At 70.7% G+C, this 15,800-nt stretch carries 17 protein-coding genes, 1 tRNA gene and 1 pseudogene; 9 read left to right on the top strand and 10 right to left on the bottom strand.

What is annotated here, in order from left to right; genetic code table 11:
- Nucleotides 1–9: 9 nt before the first annotated feature.
- Nucleotides 10–711 carry a hypothetical protein gene (locus QP089_RS42455; protein WP_285920201.1) on the top strand — a complete coding sequence of 234 codons (702 nt, stop codon included), beginning with the start codon at nucleotides 10–12 and terminating at the stop codon, nucleotides 709–711.
- Here the strand turns inward: QP089_RS42455 and QP089_RS42450 are convergent.
- Together QP089_RS42450 and QP089_RS42445 are read right to left on the bottom strand one after the other, a co-directional pair.
- The gene (locus QP089_RS42450) at nucleotides 708–1,001 is read right to left on the bottom strand and encodes a ubiquitin family protein (RefSeq protein ID WP_285920199.1); all 294 of its coding nucleotides are present in this window, start codon (nucleotides 999–1,001) and stop codon (nucleotides 708–710) included. The two genes, QP089_RS42455 and QP089_RS42450, sit on opposite strands and share 4 nt — an antisense overlap.
- Entirely contained in the window at nucleotides 998–2,113 is a 1,116-nt protein-coding gene (locus QP089_RS42445; RefSeq protein WP_285920198.1) for a WD40/YVTN/BNR-like repeat-containing protein, read from the bottom strand. Before QP089_RS42445 ends, QP089_RS42450 begins: the two co-directional genes overlap by 4 nt.
- A 79-nt stretch (nucleotides 2,114–2,192) precedes the next feature.
- On the opposite strand from QP089_RS42445, the gene QP089_RS42440 reads away from it, so the two are divergent.
- From QP089_RS42440 to QP089_RS42420, 5 genes are all read left to right on the top strand, one after another.
- On the top strand, nucleotides 2,193–2,501 hold the full coding sequence (locus QP089_RS42440) for a hypothetical protein (RefSeq protein ID WP_285920197.1): 309 nt from the start codon (nucleotides 2,193–2,195) through the stop codon (nucleotides 2,499–2,501).
- Between the two features lie 11 nt (nucleotides 2,502–2,512).
- Nucleotides 2,513–2,944, top strand: a complete 432-nt coding sequence (locus QP089_RS42435; protein ID WP_285920196.1) for a TIGR03667 family PPOX class F420-dependent oxidoreductase — start codon at nucleotides 2,513–2,515, stop codon at nucleotides 2,942–2,944.
- A 213-nt stretch (nucleotides 2,945–3,157) separates the two neighbouring features.
- Nucleotides 3,158–4,162 carry an MlaD family protein gene (locus QP089_RS42430; protein WP_285920195.1) on the top strand — a complete coding sequence of 335 codons (1,005 nt, stop codon included), beginning with the start codon at nucleotides 3,158–3,160 and terminating at the stop codon, nucleotides 4,160–4,162.
- Nucleotides 4,163–4,828: 666 nt separating this feature from the next.
- A complete protein-coding gene (locus tag QP089_RS42425) occupies nucleotides 4,829–5,146 on the top strand; it encodes a hypothetical protein (RefSeq protein ID WP_285920194.1) in 318 nt (105 codons plus the stop codon).
- Nucleotides 5,147–5,669: 523 nt separating this feature from the next.
- Nucleotides 5,670–6,083, top strand: coding sequence for a VOC family protein (locus QP089_RS42420; RefSeq protein ID WP_285920193.1), 414 nt, complete (start codon nucleotides 5,670–5,672; stop codon nucleotides 6,081–6,083).
- Nucleotides 6,084–6,397: 314 nt separating this feature from the next.
- Here QP089_RS42420 and QP089_RS42415 read toward each other — a convergent pair.
- Nucleotides 6,398–6,479, bottom strand: a tRNA-Tyr gene (locus tag QP089_RS42415).
- Between the two features lie 151 nt (nucleotides 6,480–6,630).
- Here QP089_RS42415 and QP089_RS42410 point away from each other — a divergent pair.
- Both QP089_RS42410 and map read left to right on the top strand, forming a co-directional pair.
- Entirely contained in the window at nucleotides 6,631–7,119 is a 489-nt protein-coding gene (locus QP089_RS42410) for a YajQ family cyclic di-GMP-binding protein (protein WP_285920191.1), read from the top strand.
- Nucleotides 7,120–7,263: 144 nt separating this feature from the next.
- The gene (gene map / locus QP089_RS42405; RefSeq protein ID WP_285920190.1) at nucleotides 7,264–8,031 is read left to right on the top strand and encodes a type I methionyl aminopeptidase; all 768 of its coding nucleotides are present in this window, start codon (nucleotides 7,264–7,266) and stop codon (nucleotides 8,029–8,031) included.
- Here map and htpX read toward each other — a convergent pair.
- The 7 genes from htpX to QP089_RS42370 all read right to left on the bottom strand — a co-directional run bounded on the left by htpX (nucleotide 8,028) and on the right by QP089_RS42370 (nucleotide 15,402).
- Complete coding sequence (gene htpX / locus QP089_RS42400) at nucleotides 8,028–8,885, bottom strand: zinc metalloprotease HtpX (RefSeq protein ID WP_285920294.1); 858 nt, start codon at nucleotides 8,883–8,885, stop codon at nucleotides 8,028–8,030. The two genes, map and htpX, sit on opposite strands and share 4 nt — an antisense overlap.
- Nucleotides 8,886–8,972: 87 nt before the next feature.
- Complete coding sequence (locus tag QP089_RS42395; protein WP_285920189.1) at nucleotides 8,973–10,463, bottom strand: NADH-quinone oxidoreductase subunit N; 1,491 nt, start codon at nucleotides 10,461–10,463, stop codon at nucleotides 8,973–8,975.
- Nucleotides 10,463–11,971, bottom strand: a complete 1,509-nt coding sequence (locus tag QP089_RS42390; RefSeq protein WP_353070680.1) for a complex I subunit 4 family protein — start codon at nucleotides 11,969–11,971, stop codon at nucleotides 10,463–10,465. The genes QP089_RS42395 and QP089_RS42390 overlap by 1 nt, the downstream gene beginning before the upstream one ends.
- Nucleotides 11,968–13,953 carry an NADH-quinone oxidoreductase subunit 5 family protein gene (locus tag QP089_RS42385; protein WP_285920188.1) on the bottom strand — a complete coding sequence of 662 codons (1,986 nt, stop codon included), beginning with the start codon at nucleotides 13,951–13,953 and terminating at the stop codon, nucleotides 11,968–11,970. The genes QP089_RS42390 and QP089_RS42385 overlap by 4 nt, the downstream gene beginning before the upstream one ends.
- The gene (gene nuoK / locus QP089_RS42380) at nucleotides 13,950–14,324 is read right to left on the bottom strand and encodes an NADH-quinone oxidoreductase subunit NuoK (RefSeq protein WP_285920187.1); all 375 of its coding nucleotides are present in this window, start codon (nucleotides 14,322–14,324) and stop codon (nucleotides 13,950–13,952) included. Before nuoK ends, QP089_RS42385 begins: the two co-directional genes overlap by 4 nt.
- The gene (locus QP089_RS42375) at nucleotides 14,324–14,857 is read right to left on the bottom strand and encodes an NADH-quinone oxidoreductase subunit J family protein (protein WP_285920186.1); all 534 of its coding nucleotides are present in this window, start codon (nucleotides 14,855–14,857) and stop codon (nucleotides 14,324–14,326) included. Before QP089_RS42375 ends, nuoK begins: the two co-directional genes overlap by 1 nt.
- Entirely contained in the window at nucleotides 14,854–15,402 is a 549-nt protein-coding gene (locus QP089_RS42370) for a NuoI/complex I 23 kDa subunit family protein (RefSeq protein ID WP_285920185.1), read from the bottom strand. The genes QP089_RS42375 and QP089_RS42370 overlap by 4 nt, the downstream gene beginning before the upstream one ends.
- A gap of 117 nt (nucleotides 15,403–15,519) precedes the next feature.
- Here QP089_RS42370 and QP089_RS42365 point away from each other — a divergent pair.
- A pseudogene (locus QP089_RS42365) lies at nucleotides 15,520–15,800 on the top strand (hypothetical protein); the annotation flags it as partial.

Raw genomic sequence — 15,800 nt, 5'->3', positions numbered from 1 at the left:
GGGGTGGGCATGACCGACCAGCTATCGGCGGAGCTCGAGGCGCAGGCGCTGGCATCGATGGAGGAGAGCCTCGAGCAGACCCTGGAGTGGCGGCTGCGGCACCTCGACCGCGCCACCGACGACCTCGCCCAGGCCGAACGCGCCCTGACCGCCTTCACCCGCGAGGGCACCGTCCCGCCCGACGCCGCGCGCCACGTCTGGATCCGGCTCTCCGACGACGCGACCGCCGCCGGCTGCGAGGTCGTCTACGACGGCGCCGACCGCCTCGCCTACGACGAGGCCAGGGCCGCGCAGGACGCCACGGGCCGCTGGCTGCGCGCCGCCGGGCTCGTCGACGACGACGAGCTGCCCACCGGCCCGCCGTCCGCCGCCGACGAGGAGTCGGGCCGCCGCCGCGTCGAGGAGCACCTGCGCACGGCGGTCGCCGAGGCCCACGTCCAGGTCGCGGACGCGCAGTCCCGCGTCGTCGCGGCCCAGGAGGACCTGCGGCGCTTCCGCACCACCCGGCGGCTCAGCGCCGAGGAGGCGCAGGAGGCCTGGTCGCGCGTGGCCGGCGAGGTCGGCGCCGCCGCGATCGACTACCTGGAGGGCCGGGCGACCGCCGACCGCGTCGACGAGCTGAAGGCCGTCCGCGACCTCGTCCTGCGCCTGCTGCGGGCCCAGGGCCACCGCATCGACACCGACGGCATGATCGCCGACATCCCGCGCTAGCCGCCCGCCATGGCGCCGACCACCAGGAACGGCTCGGCGCCCGCCGCCACCGGCCCGGGCAGCGCGGTGTCGGCCGGCTCGTGCGACAGGTCCTCGGCGCACGCGTAGTACCGCACGAACGCCCGCCGCCGCCCGGTCCGCCGGTCGCGGATGGTGCCGCGCAGCACCGGGCAGCGCGACTCCAGCGCGTCCAGGACCGCGCCGATCGTGGGCTCCTCGACCTCCAGCCGCACCTCCCCGTCCACCTGCGCGAGCACCCGCAGATGCGCGGGCAGCACCACCCTGATCACGGCAGCGCCTGCACTTCCACCGACAGCACCGCCGGCAGGTCGCGGACGATCGGCGTCCAGCCGTCGCCCTCGTCGGACGACGCGTAGACCTGGCCGCCGGTCGTCCCGAAGTAGATCCCGCACGGGTCCAGCGAGTCGACGGCCATCGCGTCCCGCAGCACGTTGACGTAGCAGTGGCTCTGCGGCAGCCCCCTGGTCAGCGGCTCCCACTCGTCGCCCCCGCTGCGGCTCCGGTACACCCGCAGCCGCCCCTCCGGCGGGTAGTGCTCCGAGTCGCTCTTGATCGGCACCACGTAGACGGTGTCCGGCTCGTGGGCGTGGACGGCGATCGGGAACCCGAAGTCGCTCGGCAGGTCGCCGCTGATCTCGTGCCAGCTCTCCCCCGCGTCGTCGCTGCGCATCACGTCCCAGTGCTTCTGCATGAACAGGACGTCCGGACGCGACGGATGCATGGCGATGCGGTGCACGCAGTGGCCCACCTCCGCCTCCGGGTCCGGGATGCCCTCCGTCCGCAGGCCCCGGTTCGCCGGGCGCCACGTCTTGCCGGCGTCGTCCGTCTTGAACACGCCCGCCGCCGAGATGGCCACGTACATCCGTTCCGCGTCCCGCGGGTCCAGCACCACCGTGTGCAGGCACATCCCGCCCGCGCCCGGCTGCCAGTCCGGCCCCGACCTGTGACCGCGCAGGCCCGGCAGCTCCTCCCAGGTCCGCCCGCCGTCGCCCGTCCGGAACAGCGCGGCGTCCTCGACCCCGGCGTAGACGACGTCCGGGTCCACCGGCGACGGCTCGAAGTGCCAGACCCGGTTGAACTCCCACGGGCGCGGCGTCCCGTCGTACCACTGCTGCGTCCCCGGCTCACCCTCGTACCGGAACTCGTTGCCCACCGGCCGCCAGGTCTCGCCCCCGTCGTCCGACCGCTGGATCACCTGCCCGAACCAGCCGGTCGACTGCGCGGCGTACAGCCGCGACGGATCGGCGGGCGACCCCGCGAGATGGTAGATCTCCCAGCCGCCGAAGTGCGGCCCGCTGACCTCCCACTTCTCGCGCTTCCCGTCCGCGGTCAGCACGAACGCGCCCTTGCGCGTCCCGACCAGAACCCGAACACCACTCATATCCGCACTCCTCTCGACGACTCACGAGAAGAGACCGTCCCGCCTCCCGGAACTCATCGCCCCGTGCGACCATCCCCTGGTGGTCGAAGCGATGCTGGACATGGACGCCGAGCCCCTCCCGGTCCTGACGTTGCGCGCCGAGACATGGGAACTGCACATCCGGGCGCCCCTCGCGGACTTCTCCCGGCTAACCGAAATCCGCGACGCCCATTGGGACGAACGACGATCCCTGCGCATAGGCGTCTGCGCAGGCTCTTCGGTGTTCTGGGCCCTGTCAGACGACCGAGCCGTCCTGCTCATCGGCCAAGACGACGAAACCTGGGACATCGCCCTGACGATCCCCCTAGCAACCGTCGACGAGATCGCCGCCCTCGCGCACGTGTTCTAGCATCGGCCCACGTGACGAGCAGCCCGCTCCCCGACCCGTCCACCGCCTTCGGCGAACGCGTCCGCCGGCGGCTCACCGACGACACGACGATCTGGCTGACGACCGTCGGACGTGACGGCACCCCGCAGCCGAACCCGGTCGGCTTCCTCTGGGACGGCGCCGACAGCGTGCTGATCTACAGCCAGTCGAACGCCAGACGGCTCGCGAACATCCGGCGCCGGCCCCTCGTCTCCCTCAACTTCGACAGCAACGGCGGCAACGACATCGTCGTCCTCACCGGCACCGCCGAGATCCTGGACGACCACCCGCCGGTCACCGACAACCCGGCCTGGCTGGAGAAGTACGGCGAGGCGATCAACACCCGCTTCGGCAGCGCCGCAGAGTTCGCGAACCGCTTCTCGGTCCCCGTCCGCATCCACGTCACCCACACCCGCGGCCTCTAGCGGCCTTTGTGCCGCCCCCTTGACTCACGTTCAAACCGCGTTCCATATTAGACGCGACATCCAATAACCGGGTGGTCCACCGACCGCTGCGGCCCGCCGCCGGATGCTTGAAATGCGCCCAGGGCGTCCGGCGCGGGTCGCAGCACCCCTCCGCGCGGCCTGAAGGGCGCCAGGCCGCCACCTTCCTCGGGCGCACCGACGTCGAGGCAGCGCATGAGCGACGAAGCACTCTCCAGGCTGAGGTTCGCCCTCCTCGGCGGCGGCTCCCTGACCGTCGCCGCGGTCCTCCTGGTGACCGCGAGCACCGTCTCCACGTCCGACAGCGTCCACTACTACGCGTCCTTCAACCGAGCCGGCGAAGGCCTGGACGCGGGCAAGTCGGACGTAAAGGTGCGCGGCATCGCCGTCGGCACCGTCGACCGCATCAGGCTGAACCGCGACGGCCACGTCACGGTCCGCTTCCACGTCCGCAAGGACGTCCGCCTCCCGCGAACGACCACCGCCAGTTCCGAACCGATCTCGGTGTTCGGCCCCAAAGACCTCGTCCTCGACCTCGGCGAACTGACCGGCCCCTACTTACCCGGAAACGCCACCATCACCAAGACCAAGACCCCGCAGGACCCCGCCGACACCGCGACCCCCGCATACCGGCTCAGCAAGGCCGTCAACCCCGACGACCTGGCCACCATCTTCCACACATTGGCCGCCGGCACGTACGGCCAAGGCCCCGTCCTCCGCCGCACCATTACCAACACCGCGAAAATAACCGACGCCACCTACGCCGACCGCCGAACCATCAAGAACCTGCTCAACGACCTCAACGGCTTATCCGACACCCTCGCCGACCACGGCGACAACTGGATCCGCTTCACCCGGAACACCAACACCATCGCCCCGTCCCTCTACCAGCATCCCGACAAGGTCGACGAGCTCCTGGACCGAACAACGGAACTCAGCACCCGCATCGGCTCCAGCCTCACCCACCACGGCGCGAACCTGGGCGGCACCATCGACACCTTCAGCTCCCCCGTGGCCGTCCTATCCGCCGAACGCCACCGCATTCCCCAACTACTCGACAGCCTCGGCCTTTTCTTCGCCTCCATCTCCCACGTCATCCGAGTCCCCGGCCCTGAGCACACCCTCCTAGGCCAAGGAGTGGCCACCCTCCCCCTGGACATCTGCCAAATACTCATCGACATCTGCCCCACCAACCCATGACCCAAGCCAGCACGACCCCACTCACAAGATGAAACGAACCGCCCGTGACAGGTTCTGGCCATCCCACCCTCGACAGCTCCGGCCCCGAGAGGCAGCCCGCCGCCATTAGGCCAACCATCCCTCAACCAGCCAAGGAAACCCAGCTGGCCCAACCGCACCGCGCTCGAGCATGGCGCGCGCGCACGTTCCCAAGCTCGCCCTGAGGATGTAAGCCTCTGCATTCGCCTCGGGTTCGTCTGTCCCAGCAGACCGGGCGGCGATTGCCCAACACACCCGGCGGACGTGGACTCGTCCACAGAGGCGGTGCGTCCGAGCGGAGCACTTGGACGCATCGCCTTGCGACGAGCTGCGACGTCAATTCCGGGAGACGGTGGCACGAGCCTTCGAGGGTGCACGGCGACGCTTCCCTGTCACCGCCGTTCGCCGACAACAGGCCGGGCATCCCGATGCGGCCCGGCACGGCCGCCCACTCCGACCGGTCATGCGCGAGGCCACGGCCCCAAGCGCTGCCAGCCCTTTCCACCCGGACGGCGTTACAACGCGGGCGTCACGCCGCGTCGTTTGGTGCCGGTACAGCACAGCAAGCAGCAGGACCGTCACGATCGCTAACAGGCCTTGTCTCGCCCTGCCGGGCGCAGGACGATCAGTGCATCTGCGGGAGGCCACATGACCGTGATCTTGCTCATGGCCGAGACGACCCAGAGGAGCCAGGGTCCCGGAGTCTGGGAAACGCTGCTGTTCGGGATCGTGTGCTGCACGTTGGGCATTCCGCTGGCGACGAACTATCGCGGGATCTTGGATGAATGGGCCCATGACATCCCACCGACTCCGGACCCCCTCAAGAAACTCCCCCCGTGGAGGTGGTGGGAACCGAGTAACGAATCCCTCAAGATTTTCGCGCGAGGCATCGCAGCTGTGTTCGCCATAGGCGGGGTGCTGCTCGTCATAGCTGGGATCGTCGGCATATCTACCGTGGTCCTTTAAGCCGAAGCCAAAGCGGGACCAACGACGTTAGAGGCCGTGCGACAGTCCGTATGCCCCATGGTGCCATCACGTGCCAGAGCTCCTGGAGGGACATCGGACGCTGGACAGCGATCGACACCGTGGACCAAGCGCACAGCGGCACGCACCCCGACAACTAGGCGGAGGCCCCTATTCCGGCATCGCACCCCATGGGGCGCACCCACAAGGCCGGCAGGCCAGCCCAAGCCGCCGCGCCCTTCCCTGCTCGACCTCAAGTTTCAACGCAGACTGACGCCGCTTCTCCGTGCCCTAGCCAAATGCCGACAGGCTAGACCGCCTCAGACTTTGTGAGCCTGCCGGCGCACGTCGGCACCCCGGCCGCGCAGGACCACACAAGATTCAATAGAAGTCACGCCACCACCGATGCCCTACGCCATAGCACTGAACTCCAACCCTCCAACCTCGGTGCCTCCTCATACATGACGTGAGCGGGTCAGCCTGAGATTCCCGCTGATGCCCGACAAGATTCCCTATGATGGTCGCCATGGCCATTCTCGGCTGGGCTCACGTGACGTTGACGGTGACCGACCACGATCGCAGTGTCGGCTGGTACGAGCAAGTTCTTGGATTCGAGCCGACCGCTACACAGCATCAGCCGTCTTGGGTTCGCACCCTGTGCATGCACCGTGACAGCAGCGCAATCCTCGTCCTGCAACAGCATCTTTCCGGCGCCGTCGAGCGGTTCAACGAGCGGCGGCCGGGCTTGGACCACCTTGCTCTCGGCGTCGCCACCCGAACCGAGCTGGAAGAGTGGCAGGAACGTCTCGCCGAACTGGGCGTCGACTACTCGCCGATCGCCGACGCGGGCCGCGGTGGTCTCGCCCTCAGTTTCCGTGACCCCGACGGCATCGCACTCGAACTATTTCACCGCCCCCAGAACCCACACGAGGGCGACTAGGAGCACCATCTGTGCTAGCTCCGAACATTTATCGCCCTGCGGCACGCGGCCGTGTCGGAGTGGCTTGGCGCGGTCCTGGCTCCGGCTCGGGTCACCGAGTGGGCGGGGCACAGTGCGGCCGGCCTGCTGCGCCTCTACGCCAAGTGCGTGGCCGGCAGTAGGAGGACGCCAAGCGACGACTCAGCGAAGCGACCAGGTCGAAGGTTTCCTGGAACTTCGGCACGGGCGGCCGCGGACGATCGGGGGCGGCCGGGTGGGATGAGAACGGCCCCTGACCGGGATCTTGCCTGATCAGGGGCCGTTCTGCGTGGGGGTGGCGGGTGCAGGGTTCGAACCTGCGTAGGCTAAGCCGACGGATTTACAGTCCGCTCCCATTGGCCACTCGGGCAACCCGCCGTGGCGTCGCTCTCGCGACGGCACTGGAAAGAATAGCGGACGCGGCGAGTGGTCGTGACATCGGAGGCGGGCGGTGCGGAGCGGCGGGGGCGCGGCGGGAGTCGATACGCTCTCAGGACCGCGAAGGTGCTGCTGAGGGGAAGTGTGCGCGATGGCCGACAGCTCGTTTGACATCGTCTCGAAGCTCGACCGGCAGGAGGTCGACAACGCTCTGAACCAGGCCGCCAAGGAGGTGGCCAACCGGTTCGACTTCCGGAACGTGGACGCGGGGATCAAGTGGTCCGGGGAGAGCATCGAGATCCAGGCGAACACCGAGGAGCGGGCGAACGCCGTGCTCGACGTGCTGAAGGACAAGCTGGTGAAGCGGGGGATCTCGCTGAAGGCGATCGATCCGGGCGAGCCGCGGTTGTCGGGGAAGGTCTACAAGCTGGGCGTCGGGCTGAAGGAGGGCATCTCCCAGGAGGACGCCAAGAAGATCGGCAAGATCGTCCGGGACGAGGGGCCGAAGGGGATCAAGGCCCAGATCCAGGGGGACGAGCTGCGGGTGAGCTCGAAGAAGAAGGACGATCTCCAGCAGGTCATCTCGCTGCTCAAGGGCAAGGACCTGGACGTCGCCCTGCAGTTCGTCAACTACCGGTAGAGCGGGAAGAGCGCGCCGGCCGCCTCCCCCGCAGAGGCGGCCGGCGCGCTCTCGTGGGTTATGACGCGGCGGTGGGCTCTTCGGTTCGATCGGGTTCGGCGAAGGCGGCGGCGGGATTTTAATACCGGTATTATTATCTTCGCCATGGTGACGTACCGAAGCCCACAGGAGTGGGAGCGCATGCGGGTGACGGGCCGGGTCGTGGCCCGGATCCTGGCCGGGACGCGGGACGCGGCGGAGCCGGGCCTGCCGCTGGCGGAGCTGGACGCGGTGGCCGCGCGGATTTTGAAGGAGAACGGCGCGACGTCGCCGTTCCTGCATTACAAGCCGTCGTGGGCGCCCGTGCCGTATCCGGCGAACATTTGCGTGTCGGTCAATGACGTGGTCGTGCACGGCATTCCGGACGGCCGGGTGCTCCAGGACGGCGATCTGGTGTCGGTCGACTGCGGGGCACGGGTCGATGGGTACTGCGGGGATGCTGCGGTGTCGTTCTTTGTGGGGGTAGGTGATGAGGCCGGGCGGCGGTTGTTGGAGGTGACGGAGCGGGCCCTGGAGCGGGCGATCGCGGCGGCGGTGCCGGGGAACCGGATGGGCGACATCGCGAGCGCGGTGGAGAAGACGGCGCGCAAGGCCGGTTACGGCATCCTGCGGGGTTGCGGCGGGCACGGCATCGGGACGGAGATGCACCAGGATCCGCCGGTGCCAAACGTGGGCAAGGCGGGCAAGGGCATGCCGCTGCGGGAAGGGTTGACGATCGCGATCGAGCCGATGCTGCACGAAGGCGGTTCCGACGATGGGCGGCAGCTGAGCGACGGGTGGTCGATCGCGACGGCGGACGGCAGCCGGGCCGCGCATTTCGAGCACACCATCGCGATCACGCAGGACGGCCCGATGGTCCTGACGGCGCTCTAGGAGCGGCGGCCCGCCATGCGTTCGAGGCGGGCGATGCGTTCGGCGGTCGGCGGGTGGGTGGAGAAGAGCTTGCCGATGCCTGCGCCGCGGAACGGGTTGGCGATCATGAGGGCGCTGGTGGTGGCGAGCTCGGGGTCCTGCGGCAGCGGCATCGCCTGGGTGCCCGCCTCGATCTTGCGGAGCGCGGACGCGAGGGCGAGCGGGTCGCCGGTGAGGCGGGCGCCGGCGGTGTCGGCGGCGAACTCGCGGGTGCGGCTGATCGCCATCTGCACGACGGCGGCGGCGACGGGGCCGAGCACCAGCATCAGCAGCGCGCCGACGAGGCCGGGGCCGTCGTCGTCGTCCTCGCGGCCGATCGGCAGGAAGATCGCCAGGTGCGACAGGTAGGTGATCACGGTCGCGATCGCGGCGGCGACGGACGAGATCAGGATGTCGCGGTTATAGACGTGCGACAGCTCGTGGCCGAGGACGGCGCGCAGTTCCCGCTCGTCCAGCATGCGCAGGATGCCGCGGGTGCAGCAGACGGCGGCGTTGCGCGGGTTGCGGCCGGTGGCGAACGCGTTGGGCTGGCGGGTCTCGGAGACGTACAGCCGCGGCATGGGCTGGCGGGCGGTGGTGGACAGCTCGCGGACGAGCCGGTACAGCACCGGCGCCTCGACCTCGCCGACGGGGTGGGCGCGCATGGACCGCAGCGCGATCCGGTCGGAGAAGGCGTAGGCGACGCCGTTGGTGCCGAGGGCGATGACCAGCGCGACGGCGAGGCCGGCGGTGCCGCCGAACGCCCACCCGATCGCGAGCATCAGCGCCGACAGCGCAGCGATCAGTGCCGCCGTCTTGACGCCGTTGAACCGCACTGTGCGCCGCCTCCCCGTCCGGACCCCCATGAACGACAACGGTGTGACCAGCCCCGACGTTCCCGGGACCGGCCCGTCCATTCCAGGTTAGGTCGCGGCGGTGACGGTCTGGAGGACGATCTGCGGGGCGATGGACAGCACGACCGCGCCGGCGGCGGTGGCGGCGAGGGCGGCGCGGACGGGCCATCCGGGCGCGGGGTCGGCGAACGGCCGGGCGGGCGGGGCGAACAGCCGGGCGGCCCAGGCGAGGTAGTAGTACAGGCCGATGACGGTGTTGACCGCCATGATCACGGCGAGCCAGGTGACGCCGCCCGCGACCGTCGCGCGGAACACCACGACCTTCGCGAACAGTCCCATGACGCCCGGCGGGAGGCCGGCGAGGCAGATGAGGAAGAACGCGAGGGCGGTCGCGGTGGCGGGGCTGCGGTGCGCGAGGCCGCGGTAGTCGTCGAGGGAGTCCCAGACCGGGCGCGGGCCGCGCAGGACGCGGCGGGCGAAGCCGGTCACGACGGTGAACGCGCCGAGGTTCATGACGGCGTAGAGGGCGACGTAGGCGGTGGTCGCGGCGACGGCCTCGGGCAGGCGGTGCGACCCGACCGACAGGGGCGCGAGCATGTAGCCGGACTGGGCGACGGACGACCAGGCCAGCAGCCGGATCGCGGTCCGCTGGCGGAGCGCGACGAGGTTGCCGAGCGTCATGGTGATCGCGGCGAGGACCCCGATCACCGGACCCCACACGTGCCCGTACGCGGGCAGGCCGAGGGCGAGGACGATCGCGAGTCCGGCGAATCCGGCGGCCTTCGACACGACGGACAGGAACGCGGCGACGGGCAGCGGCGCGCCCTGGTAGACGTCCGGCGCCCAGAAGTGGAACGGGACGGCGGCGACCTTGAACGCGAACCCGGCGAGGACGAGGACGACGCCGATGGCGGCGACCGGGTCCAGGTCGGAGGGGACGCGGGCGAGCGCGGGCGCGATCCGGTCGAGGTGCATGGCGCCGGTCGTCCCGTACACCAGCGAGATGCCGAACAGCATCACGGCGGTGGAGACGACGGAGACGAGGAACAGCTTGAGCGCGGCCTCGGACGCCCGGCCGTCGTAGCGGCGCAGGCCGACCAGGGCGAACACCGGCAGCGACAGCGTCTCCAGCGCGACCAGCAGCAGGATCAGGTCCCGGGCGGCGACCAGCGCCAGCGCGCCGATCACCGCGCACAGCAGCAGGAAGTGGTACTCCCCCACCGGGATCTTCGCGTCGGTGATCTCCTGGAGGGACAGCAGCACGACGACGAGGGCCGCAGCGAGGACGAGGCCCTGGAACAGCAGCGTGAAGTCGTCGGTGACGTAGGAGCAGGAGCGCGGACCGCCGCCGCGCAGGGAGGACGGCAGGCAGAACGTGGCGCGCCGGTCGCCCGCCGACAACACGATCACCGCGATCAGCGCGGCGCCGAGGGACGCGCCGCTGACCAGGCCGAGGACGCGGCGCGGCGCGTCGAAGGCGTCGGCGAGCAGCAGCCCGAGCGCGGCGGCGGCGAGGATCAGCGGCGGCGCGATCGCCGCGTAGTCGATGCCCTGGATCATCAGCCGCCTCCGAACAGCGCGCGGACCGGCGCGGCGGTCACGTCCAGCAGGGTCTTCGGCCACAGCCCGACCAGCAGCGTGAGCGCGATCAGCGGCACCCAGGCGGCGTACTCCTGGGCCGACACCGCGGCGGCCGGGGCGGCGGGTCCGGCGGGTCCGGTCGCCCGCCCGTGGGTGATCTTGGCGAGCATCCGCAGGAAGTAGCCGGCGGTGAGCAGCGCGCCGATCCCGGCGACCGCCATGAAGGCGACGAACGCGCCGCGCGGCAGGTCGGCGTGCGGGCGGTACGCGCCGAGCATCGCCAGCATCTCGCCCCAGAACCCGGCGAGGCCGGGCAGCCCGAGCGAGGCGACGGACGCGAACGTCAGCACGGACGCCAGCCGCGGCGCGGTGCCGAGCATGCCGCCGCCGACCGCGTCCATGTCGGTGGTGCCCCAGCGGTCCTTGACGGCTCCGGCCAGGAAGAACAGCAGGCCGGTGATCAGGCCGTGCGCGATGTTGCCGAACAGCGCCGCGTTGATCCCGACCGGGGTGAGGGTGGCGATGCCGAGCAGCACGAACCCCATGTGCCCGACGGACGAGTAGGCGATCATCCGTTTGAGGTCGCGCTGGGCGAGGCAGGCGAGCGCGCCGTAGACGATCCCGATCACGGCGAGGAGCCCGAGCCACGGCGCCCACACCTGCGCGCCGTCCGGGGCCAGCGGGAGCGCGACGCGGACGAGCCCGTAGGTGCCCATCTTCAGCAGCACCCCGGCCAGCAGCACGGACCCGACGGTCGGCGCCTCGGTGTGCGCGTCCGGCAGCCAGGTGTGCAGCGGCCACATCGGCGCCTTCACCGCGAAACCGATCGCCATCAGCGCGAACGCGGTGACCTGGACGCCGTGGGAGACACCGGAGCCGTGCCGCGCGGCGAGCCGGACCATGTCGAGGGTGCCCGCGTTGACGGCGACCAGCAGCATCCCGGCGAGCAGCAGGCCCGACCCGAGCAGCGTGTACAGGATGAACTTGGACGCGGCGGCGCGGCGCCCGGCCCCGCCCCACAGCATGATCACCACGTACATCGGGATCAGCACGGTCTCGAAGAACACGAAGAAAAGCACGAGGTCCAGTGCGACGAACGTGCCGATCAGCCCGACCTCGAGGACGAGCAGCAGCGCGGTCAGCAGCCGGATCCGCCCGCCGGCCGGCGGGTGCCGCAGCGTGTAGAGGAAGCAGAGGAACGTCAGCAGCGCGGTCAGCACGACCAGCGGCAGCGAGATCCCGTCGGCGCCGAGGTGGAACCGCAGCCCGATCGACGGCGCCCACGCCCAGTTCGCCTGGAGCTGCATCCGCGAGGTGTCGCCGAAGTCGAACGCGGTCATCGCCGACACCGCGACCAGCAGCGTCGCGGCGGACACGCCCGTCCCGAACGCGCGGACGGCGAACCCTGTGCGCAGGAACCGGTCCGCCGGGACGAGCATCGCCAGCGCCCCGAACAGCGGGATCGCCATCATCCACAGGAAGATCACCGGAAGATCACCACCAGGGCCGTGATGACGACGACGCCCGCGAGCAGGCCGGTCAGGTACGTCTGCGGGTTGCCGTTCTGCGGGATCCGCAGCAGCCCGCCGAGCCGCCGCGCGCCGCGTCCCGTCCCGACGACGGCCGCGTCGATGCCGCGCCCGTCGAACGTCACGACGTACCGGGCGAGGGCCCGGACGGGATGGACGATCGCCATGGCGTACAGCTCGTCCACATAGAACGCCCGCGCGAACACCGTGCGCGCGGGGCCGAGCGCGTGAGCGGGATCCGAGGCCGGGTCGCGGTTCCAGAGCACGAAGACCGCGCCCGCGCCGATGATCAGGAGCCCGATGCCGAGCAGCGCCGAGCCGATGTGCGGGCGCAGCTCGCCCGCCCCGAGCCCGAAGAACCCGAGGATCGCGGCGGGCACCGCCAGGACCGCCACCGTCCACGACATGATCCTCGACGGCTCGCGGATCTCGTACGCCCCGCTCGGCTCCCCGAAGAACGTCATCAGCCACGCCCGCATCGCGTACGCCGCCGTCAGCGCGACCGTCAGCAGCAACCCGAGATACACCAGCCACGCCACCCAGGACGGCAGGCCGGCGATGGAAGCGTAGGTCCAAGTCGGACCGCCGGAGGGGATCACCATTATGTCCGAACCGGTACCGACCGCAGGACCGTTCTTCAGCGGGGCGTAGGCGAACCAGCCGAAGGACGGGGAGGCGCCCGTGGTCTCGCCGCCGTGCAGGGCGGCGTGCTGGGCGGCCTCGATGACGGAGTCCTTGCTGAACCAGCCGCTGAACGGCGGGACGCCCGCGAGCGCCGCGAACCCGGCCGTCATCGACCAGAACGTCACCGGCATGCCGCGCCGCAGCCCGCCGTAGTGCGCGAGCAGGTTCGATCCCGCGACCGTGATGACGCATCCGGCGGCGAGGAACAGCAGCGCCTTGAACGCGCCGTGCGCCAGCAGGTGGAAGATCGCCGCGGACTTCGCGCCGACCGCGAGCGCGGCGGCCATCACGGCGAGCTGGCTGATCGTCGAGTAGGCGAGGACGCGTTTCAGGTCGTCCTGGGCCAGGGCCGCGAGCGCCGCGCCGACCATGGAGATCACCGCGACGACGCCGAGGACGGCCAGCGCGCCCGGCGCGGCCGCGAACGCCCCGTACAGCCGGGCGACGACGTAGACGCCGGCCGCGACCATCGTGGCCGCGTGGATCAGCGCGCTGATCGGCGTCGGGCCCGCCATCGCGTCCGGCAGCCAGGTGTGCAGCGGGAACTGCGCGCTCTTGCCGGCGACCCCGGCGAGCAGCAGCAGCGCGGCGACGGTGAGCGTCGAGTCCGGCAGGGACCAGACCCGCGTGAGGAGGACGTGGATCTCGAACGTGCGGGCGCCGGTGCCGAGGACGATGATCCCGATGAGGAAGCCGACGTCGCCGAGCCGCGTCACCAGGAACGCCTTGACGGCCGCGCGCGAGTTGGCGCGCTCCTCCCAGTGGTGGCCGATCAGGAAGTACGAGCAGACGCCCATGACCTCCCAGCCCACGTACAGGACGAGGAGGTCGCCGGCGAACACCACCAGCAGCATCGCGGCGGTGAACAGCGAGATGAACGCGGCGTAGGACGAGTAGCGCCGGTCGCCGTCCATGTAGGCGACCGAGTACACCTGGACGGCCAGCGCGACGCAGCAGACCATCAGCGCGACCACGGCGGACAGGCCGTCCACCTGGAGCCCGACCCTGATCGGCACCGAGCCGGTGTCGACCACCGCCAGCGTGCCCGTCCGCTCGCCGGGGTCCTGCCAGACGACGAACGCGACGATCGCCGACAGGACGAGCGACACCGCGACCGGCGCGCAGGCGATCAGGGCCGGTCCGTTGCGCAGCGGACCGCCGGTGCCGAGCAGGCGGCCGAGGGACGGGCCGCCCAGCATGCCCGCGAACGCGGCGAGGAACGGCAGCAGGACGATCAGGGACGCGAGCCAGATCACGGCGCCGCCTCCTCGACCGGCTCCGGCTCGGACTCCGGTTCGTCGGATTCCTCCGGCGCCGCATCAGATTCCGACAGCGACCGGAGCCGGTCGACGTCGACCATCTGCCGGTTCCGGTACACCAGCAGGACGATGGCGAGGCCGAGCCCGACTTCCGCCGCCGCGATCACGATCGTGAACAGGGTCAGCACCTGGCCGCCGTGCAGCCGGTCCCGGAACCACATGTCGAACGCGACGAGGTTGAGGTTCACCGCGTTCAGCATCAGTTCGACCGACATCAGGACGAGGATCGCGTTGCGCCGCGCCAGCACCCCGTAGACGCCGACGGAGAACAGCAGCGCCGCTACGACGGTCGGGTAGGCCAGATGCATCAGCCGTCACCCTTCCGCCGGCCGGGGAGCCGGGGCCCGATGTCGGTGCGGGACAGGACGATCGCGCCGACCAGCGAGGCCAGCAGCAGCACCGACAGCACCTCGAACGGCAGCACCCACGTCCGGAACACGCTCGCGCCCAGCTCGCTCGCCGATCCGCCGCCCGCACGCAGCGGCATCCGCTCGTCCCGGAAGCCCATGACCATGACCGTGACCAGCACGGCGGCGGTGGCGGCGGCGACGGCCGCGGCGGCCCACCGGTTGCCGGAGTCGAGGTCGGCGGAGTCCCCGATCGGCGCTCGGGTCAGCATGATCCCGAACAGCAGCAGCACGACGACCGCGCCGACGTAGATCAGCACCTGCACCCACGCGACGAACTCCGCGGTCAGCACCAGGTAGCCGCCCGCGAGCGCGCCGAACGACAGCACCAGCCACAGCGCCGCGTGGACGAGCCGCCGGGTCGTCACGACCATGATCCCGGAGCCGACGGTCACCACCCCGAGCAGGGTGAACACGATCTCCTGCCCGCTCATCGGCGGCTCCCCGGCGGGCCGGGCGGGCGCCGCGCCGCCCGCTCCGCCGCCTTCTGCGCCGCCGCGATCTCCTTCGGCGGCTCGGCGGCCGGGTCGTGGGCCTGCGGCGGCGGGACGGTCCACATCCACTCCCGCAGCCGCTCCTTCTCGTGCGTCAGCTCGTTGATGTCGTACTCGGCGTACTCGAACTCCGGCGACCAGAACAGCGCGTCGAACGGGCACACCTCGATGCAGATGCCGCAGTACATGCACAGCGCGAAGTCGATCGCGAACCGGTCGAGGACGTTGCGGACCCGCGGCCGCCCCCCGCCCTCGGCCGGGACCGTCTCCTTGTGCGAGTCGATGTAGATGCACCAGTCGGGGCATTCCCGGGCGCAGAGCATGCAGACGGTGCAGTTCTCCTCGAACAGCGCGATCACCCCCCGGCTGCGCGGGGGCAGATCCGGCTGCACCTCGGGGTATTGACGCGTTATGGAGCGCCGCGTCATAGTCCGCAACGTGACGGCCAGCCCCTTGGCCAGCCCGCCTCCTGGTAGCCGTCCCACGCGCAACATGATTGCGTACGAAACGCCGCGGTGGAACGCGGCGGGTTCCGCGTTCGTCGGACGATACGTGGGCACCCGCGGCCCACGCTCCTGTACGCCTGCGGGCAAGGAGGACACGTGAGCCACTATGCGGACGGACAGTACGACCCCCTCCCCGACCATGCCCGCCCGCAGCGCGCCACGCCCGCCGCAGGCCCGCCGTCTGCCGACACGCCGTCGTCCGGCACACCGCCGAACGGAACGCCGCCGAACGGGACGCCCTCGCACGCGACGACACCTCCGGGCGGCACTCCCCTGCATGAGACCACGAAGCCGGACGGTTTCACGCCGCCGCGCGGCACCTCGCTGCCGCCGCGCCCGCCGGCCCCATCGCGCCCGCCGGCACCGCCCCGCCCGCC

The organism is Actinomadura opuntiae, from assembly GCF_030283205.1.
GTDB lineage: Bacteria > Actinomycetota > Actinomycetes > Streptosporangiales > Streptosporangiaceae > Spirillospora.
Note: the sequence above shows the minus strand (reverse complement) of the source record. Positions and strands in the feature narration are given on the sequence as shown.

Excerpts from the sequence above, each read along its gene's own strand:
- QP089_RS42455 (WP_285920201.1), top strand. The coding sequence starts at position 10 with ATGACCGACCAGCTATCGGCGGAGCTCGAGGCGCAGGCGCTGGCATCG.
- QP089_RS42445 (WP_285920198.1), bottom strand. The coding sequence starts at position 2,113 with ATGAGTGGTGTTCGGGTTCTGGTCGGGACGCGCAAGGGCGCGTTCGTG.
- QP089_RS42430 (WP_285920195.1), top strand. The coding sequence starts at position 3,158 with ATGAGCGACGAAGCACTCTCCAGGCTGAGGTTCGCCCTCCTCGGCGGC.
- QP089_RS42425 (WP_285920194.1), top strand. The coding sequence starts at position 4,829 with ATGACCGTGATCTTGCTCATGGCCGAGACGACCCAGAGGAGCCAGGGT.
- QP089_RS42420 (WP_285920193.1), top strand. The coding sequence starts at position 5,670 with ATGGCCATTCTCGGCTGGGCTCACGTGACGTTGACGGTGACCGACCAC.
- QP089_RS42410 (WP_285920191.1), top strand. The coding sequence starts at position 6,631 with ATGGCCGACAGCTCGTTTGACATCGTCTCGAAGCTCGACCGGCAGGAG.
- map (WP_285920190.1), top strand. The coding sequence starts at position 7,264 with ATGGTGACGTACCGAAGCCCACAGGAGTGGGAGCGCATGCGGGTGACG.
- QP089_RS42395 (WP_285920189.1), bottom strand. The coding sequence starts at position 10,463 with ATGATCCAGGGCATCGACTACGCGGCGATCGCGCCGCCGCTGATCCTC.
- nuoK (WP_285920187.1), bottom strand. The coding sequence starts at position 14,324 with ATGCATCTGGCCTACCCGACCGTCGTAGCGGCGCTGCTGTTCTCCGTC.
- QP089_RS42375 (WP_285920186.1), bottom strand. The coding sequence starts at position 14,857 with ATGAGCGGGCAGGAGATCGTGTTCACCCTGCTCGGGGTGGTGACCGTC.